General features: G+C 41.4%; 3 protein-coding genes. 1 reads left to right on the top strand and 2 read right to left on the bottom strand.

All coding sequences use genetic code 11. The annotated features are described in order from the left end of the window. Positions 1-310: 310 nt before the first annotated feature. Entirely contained in the window at positions 311-1,171 is an 861-nt protein-coding gene (locus NGM66_RS14140; protein WP_258115838.1) for an IS30 family transposase, read from the bottom strand. Positions 1,172-1,286: 115 nt separating this feature from the next. On the opposite strand from NGM66_RS14140, the gene NGM66_RS14135 reads away from it, so the two are divergent. Further along, positions 1,287-1,973 carry an IS6 family transposase gene (locus NGM66_RS14135; protein ID WP_165493462.1) on the top strand — a complete coding sequence of 229 codons (687 nt, stop codon included), beginning with the start codon at positions 1,287-1,289 and terminating at the stop codon, positions 1,971-1,973. Between the two features lie 216 nt (positions 1,974-2,189). On the opposite strand, the gene NGM66_RS14130 is transcribed toward NGM66_RS14135, so the two are convergent. Beyond that, the gene (locus NGM66_RS14130) at positions 2,190-2,642 is read right to left on the bottom strand and encodes a universal stress protein (protein WP_105922965.1); all 453 of its coding nucleotides are present in this window, start codon (positions 2,640-2,642) and stop codon (positions 2,190-2,192) included. Positions 2,643-2,724 lie beyond the last annotated feature (82 nt).

Genomic DNA, 2,724 nt, shown 5'->3' with positions numbered 1-2,724 from the left:
AAAGTATAGGTCTCCATGGCCTATTTGTTTACCCTTAATGTCTTAAGGGGTGTTGCACTTCAATTTTAAATCGGGCCTAAATATATCTAAGCTTTTTTAATGGTGAGAAACTTTGCGACTTGCAACACTCAATTAATTACTTGGGTATACAAAATGATTATTGTCACGAGCCAAAAATAATCTTAATGTTTAAGTTTGCTTCACTTCAACAAAAGACCGGTCTGCCAAAACCGGTTCTGGTGCAAAAGTTTTCAGGTAAACTTATTTTGAGTATAATTAGCCTAAAAAGCGAGGTAGCTATGACGAATTGTCAAATCAAGCGCAACTTTGTCCCGAAGAAAACTTCAAATGGACTCTTCCAGCCTAAGACCTTACGTGGTCGGTGATTTAAATCCCTGACAAACTTGTCGATATCTTGATCAGTCAGTTGGTCTAGGTCGGTTCCTTTGGGGAAATACTCACGGATAAGTCCGTTGGTATTCTCATTGGTTCCTCGTTGCTGAGGCGCATGAGGATCTGGGAAATAGACTGGGATACTTAGCTCTTGACTAACTTCGCGGTATTCTGCGAATTCAGTTCCACGATCCGGCGTAAGCGTCCGAACTCGTTTGGGCGTCACGGTATGCAAGAGGTCAATCATCGCTTGTGTGACGTTCTTGGCGTTTACTTTGGGAACCCGCTGAGATAATAAATACCGAGATTTGCGGTCCACCAAGGTTCCCTTGACCTTTCGGGTTTTACCACGGTGACGGAGCTTACGGGCAAAGCCACGAGCCTCGTGATTCTTACGTTTGATGCCTAAATTATCACGTTCAATCCCACGATAAATGGTGTTATAACTGACATGCCATTCACTGTTTTCGTGGACTAAACGACCGGAAATTTGTTCCGGGGACCACTGACGTTGAACAATACAGTGAAGAACAAAATCCCGTAACTTCAAATCAGTTAGAAGCCTAGGACGTCGGCTTTTTAGCCGCCGTCCCTGATAGTTCTCTTGGGCTTTGACGGCCGAGTATGCCTTACGACCACCATTGCGCTTGATTTCGCGCGATACGGTGGCTTTGGAACACCCAATTTTCTCCGCAATAACTTGATAGGTGTCGTTTAAAGTGACGCCCAACAGTATGCATTCTCGGTCTTTTAAGGTAAGATGGTTGTACGGACTCATAGCCTAGGATCTCCTTTAGATGATTGTTGTGGTGACTTCATTTTATAGGACTCAGGCTATGAGTTCTTTTTTATTTTTTTCTTACTTGTTGCACTTCAATTGTAAATTCGTCATGATGAAAAATTATTTTAAAGGGCGGCATTTCCAGAAAGACATTATTTTGGTAGCCGTCGGCTACTATCTTCGCTTCAGTTTAAGCTATCGGGATCTTGTTGAAATTTTGCGTGATCGGGGAATTGCGGTCCACCATACGACAATTATGCGTTGGGTTCATCACTATGGTCCAATCTTTAAATTGTTGTGGCGAAAGCAGCAACATGCCACTAGTCAGAGCTGGCGAATGGATGAAACCTATCTTAAAATTAAAGGGCGCTGGTATTACTTTTATCGAGCCATTGACAATCATGGATTAACATTAGACTTTGAATTGCGTCGTCATCGAGATTACCAATCCGCTTACCACTTCTTGAAACGGTTATTGACGACCTACGGTCGCCCAGATTGTTTGGTAACCGATCAGTATGGAGCAACTTTAAAAGCGATTAAGCAAGTAATTAAAAATGGATTATTGGCGAAAGGAAATCACCAGTGCTCTAAGTATCGAAATAATCTGATCGAGCAAGATCATCGGCTGATTAAACATGTGTTAGTTAAATCTAGCGGGTTTCAATCTATGCGCACCGCCAGTAAAACTTTAAGTGGTATTGAAGTCATGCATCAGCTACATAAAATAAGCCAAAGAGCAATTAACCTCTTTGGTTTTTCAGCGTTACAATCATTAACCGAATTATTAGCAAACTAGCCCGCAAATGATTATCAAACAGGGTTAAATCGCTCCTTTTATTATTTTTGCACCAGAGCCCCTGCTAATATACATAATAAAAAGATATCGGTAAAGAGACCCCCCTGAGTCAGAGTAAATTCAGACTCAGGGGGGTTACTATATCAAGCTAATATTATAGCAGTATCTAAGTAGTGCGTCATACATACATGTACTAGTGTCAATAGAGCAGCTAGCTTACTCAGAAGCCGCTTCGGTAACTAATACAGGAACTTCTGCGTGTTGCACAACGTACTTTGTCACAGAGCCAACAATGAGCTTCTCTAACGCGCTCTTTCCAGACTTTCCAAGTACGATTAGATCGATTTCTTCCTTCTCTGGAAGATTAGTAGCAATTTCATCATTTACTGTACCAGAAACAATGGTGTACTTTACTAGAATATTAGTACCAGCTAGTTCTTTTTTTGCCTCATCAATAACATGCGCTGCCTCTTCGCGAACGTTCAACTCAACTTGGACCGGAACAATGCCACCAACTGAAGGTACACCGGCTGGTATAGCAACACTAGGGTCAATTATAGTGGTTACAAAAAGAGTAGCAGAAAACATCTGTGCCATCTCTTTAGCATATGCTAATGCCTTGAATGAATCTTTACTTCCGTCTAGTGGAACTAGGATGTTCTTGAACATAATTACGGGAGTGTCAAATTTTTTGTGTAAATGGAAGTCCTCTCCCATTAGCTAGCTTCTAATACATGGATTCTAACGTATC

It is taken from the genome of Levilactobacillus yiduensis (assembly GCF_024718525.1).
GTDB classification, from domain to species: Bacteria; Bacillota; Bacilli; order Lactobacillales; family Lactobacillaceae; genus Levilactobacillus; species Levilactobacillus yiduensis.
Note: the sequence above shows the minus strand (reverse complement) of the source record. Positions and strands in the feature narration are given on the sequence as shown.